This window comes from Desulfobacterium sp. N47 (assembly GCF_051233685.1).
GTDB lineage: Bacteria > Desulfobacterota > Desulfobacteria > Desulfobacterales > RPRI01 > RPRI01.
In genome coordinates this window covers 1-2,287 of sequence record NZ_JBAMMY010000200.1, presented here as the reverse complement: position 1 = coordinate 2,287, position 2,287 = coordinate 1, and the positions used below count along the sequence as shown (strand labels likewise).

Sequence of the window (2,287 nt, the reverse complement as noted above, 5' to 3'; positions counted from 1 at the left end):
GTCCGGTTGTTGAGAAAATATCGCAAAAACTTGATTCACAATCGGATGCCAATGATTTGAATGGTAGTAATTTAATAAACTGCCATCAGCTATCCGGCTGACTTTAAAAAAACTATGACTTTCCGTTCAGACACTATATATTGTTTTTCCGTGTCTTTGGCGAAAGTTATCGTTAGCCCTGGCTGCTACTGACCTCTGCGTTCAGCATAAAAAATATAGGAACTAAGATGAAGACATTATTTATCTGCTTAGCCAATTCAAAAAAACTTGGTGAAAGATGTATTGCTGGCATAGAAGTAAAAAAAGTTGGTGGAACATATCAGCCAATTGAAAAAGAAGGAAAACCAAAATGGTTGAGACCGATTTCCAAATACCAACATGGCGCAGTTAGCGAGGATTTAGTTGGTGGAATTAGGTTGATGGACATTATAGAGATTGATGTTGAAAAATTATGCCCTGATGGATATCAATCTGAAAATGCAACTTTTAACCCAGCATCAATAAAAAACATCGGAAATGTAAGACTGTCAGAAGAAAATTTAGACAGTCTTATTGATATGAAACAATATAACCTTTTTGGCAATAGAGGAAAGGCGGTATCAGAGGATGTCATTGATTCGGTTGATCATTCTCTAACATTAATAAAAGTAACTGATTTTCAAGTAAATAAAAAAGAATCGGATGGCCAACTCAGAATAGATTTTGAATTCAACAATAATCATTACGGCCTGCCGATCACAGACATTGATTTTATTCAAAAATTCAGCGAGAATGAAACATTGCTGGAAAATACAAGTTGTCTATATTTAGCGATATCACTCGGCATTTACCATAATGGCTGGCACTCAAAATTAATTGCTGGTGTACTAAATTTTTGAAGATGGAACAAAATAATAAAATTATATATACAATTGGTTATTCGGCTCATACAATCGAATCATTTATTACGGCATTGGAAAAATTTAACATAACCGCAATAGCTGATGTTCGGTCACAACCTTATAGCAAGTTTAAACCAGAATTTAACAAGGAAAATTTAAAAAAAGTTTTAATAAATAATGGAATAGAATATGTTTTTCTTGGCGATAATATTGGGGCAAGAATTAAAGCTCCTGAATGTTATAAAAATGGACAAGTTGATTATGAATTAATCTCTCAGCACCCTTTGTTTCAGGCCGGTATTGATCGCCTACTAAAAGGGATGGAAAAATATTCAATTGCACTGATGTGTGCGGAGAAGGATCCTATAAATTGTCATAGGACAATTTTGATTTGTAAACATCTTAAAAGATATCAAATTCAAATTTATCATGTCCTTGACGCTAATACTTTTGAGAATCATTCAGAAACAGAAATTCGTTTAATGAAATTATTCAATTTAGAGCAACCTGATCTTTTTATAAAAGACTCAGAAAGACTTGCAGAAGCATATTCTCGACAAGAGGAAAAAATCGCTTATGTAGCAGAAAACGAAGCTGCGTATAAGGTCAACCATACAGGATTTGACAGTGAATAAGATTAAATTATTTACAATGGGGTTTACAAAAAAAAATGCAGAAACATTTTTTGAGAAACTTAAAAAATTTGGTGCCGTAAAACTGATAGATATTCGTTTAAATAATGTTTCTCAACTTGCAGGTTTTACAAAAAAGGACGACTTAATTTATTTTTTGAAAAAAATTTGCACCTGTGATTACATGCATGAACCTCTTCTCGCCCCTACAAAAGAAATATTAGATGCCTATAAGAAAAAAGAAATCACTTGGGCAGAGTATGAAAAGAGATTCAACGATTTGCTAATATCGAGAAAAGCCCATACCTTACTGAGCGTATCGGAACTTCACATGGCTTGCTTGCTATGCAGTGAACCAACGCCCGATAAATGTCATCGAAGGCTTGTTGCTGAGTTCTTTAAACGTAGTTTTGAAGACATTGAAATAATACATCTATAATTATTGTTGCACAATCGGGTAGCCGGGGGTTTTTCTCCCCCAGACCCCACGGCACGCAGCATGCGGGTCCGCACTGCGCGCCTCACTTAAATTACCGGGCCGTAGCCGGGTAATGGATGTTCACCCACAGTTCTTTGACAGATAGCAGACCTTGATCCCTGAGCCATTTAATTCTATTCCGACATATATAATATATTGGCTCCTCGCTAAAAAGTATGGGTAATCCGATTCAAGACATGATAGATATCAGTCATCAAGAGATAGAGGAGGTTGAGACAAATTACTATGAGAGATACGGAACTATTTCAGTTGGCATTGGGTTTGACATCACCATG

3 protein-coding genes are annotated in these 2,287 nt (G+C 35.4%); all 3 read left to right on the top strand.

Translation table 11 applies throughout. The features are described 5' to 3' along the window. Positions 1 to 227 precede the first annotated feature (227 nt). The 3 genes from VXK47_RS12935 to VXK47_RS12925 are packed head-to-tail and all read left to right on the top strand — an operon-like array spanning position 228 to position 1,952. Positions 228 to 878 carry a dual OB domain-containing protein gene (locus VXK47_RS12935; RefSeq protein WP_435549197.1) on the top strand — a complete coding sequence of 217 codons (651 nt, stop codon included), beginning with the start codon at positions 228 to 230 and terminating at the stop codon, positions 876 to 878. Positions 879 to 880: 2 nt separating this feature from the next. Beyond that, the gene (locus VXK47_RS12930; RefSeq protein ID WP_435549198.1) at positions 881 to 1,516 is read left to right on the top strand and encodes a DUF488 domain-containing protein; all 636 of its coding nucleotides are present in this window, start codon (positions 881 to 883) and stop codon (positions 1,514 to 1,516) included. After that, entirely contained in the window at positions 1,509 to 1,952 is a 444-nt protein-coding gene (locus tag VXK47_RS12925) for a DUF488 domain-containing protein (RefSeq protein WP_435549196.1), read from the top strand. Before VXK47_RS12930 ends, VXK47_RS12925 begins: the two co-directional genes overlap by 8 nt. Positions 1,953 to 2,287 lie beyond the last annotated feature (335 nt).

Excerpts from the sequence above, each read along its gene's own strand:
- VXK47_RS12935 (WP_435549197.1), top strand. The coding sequence starts at position 228 with ATGAAGACATTATTTATCTGCTTAGCCAATTCAAAAAAACTTGGTGAA.
- VXK47_RS12930 (WP_435549198.1), top strand. The coding sequence starts at position 881 with ATGGAACAAAATAATAAAATTATATATACAATTGGTTATTCGGCTCAT.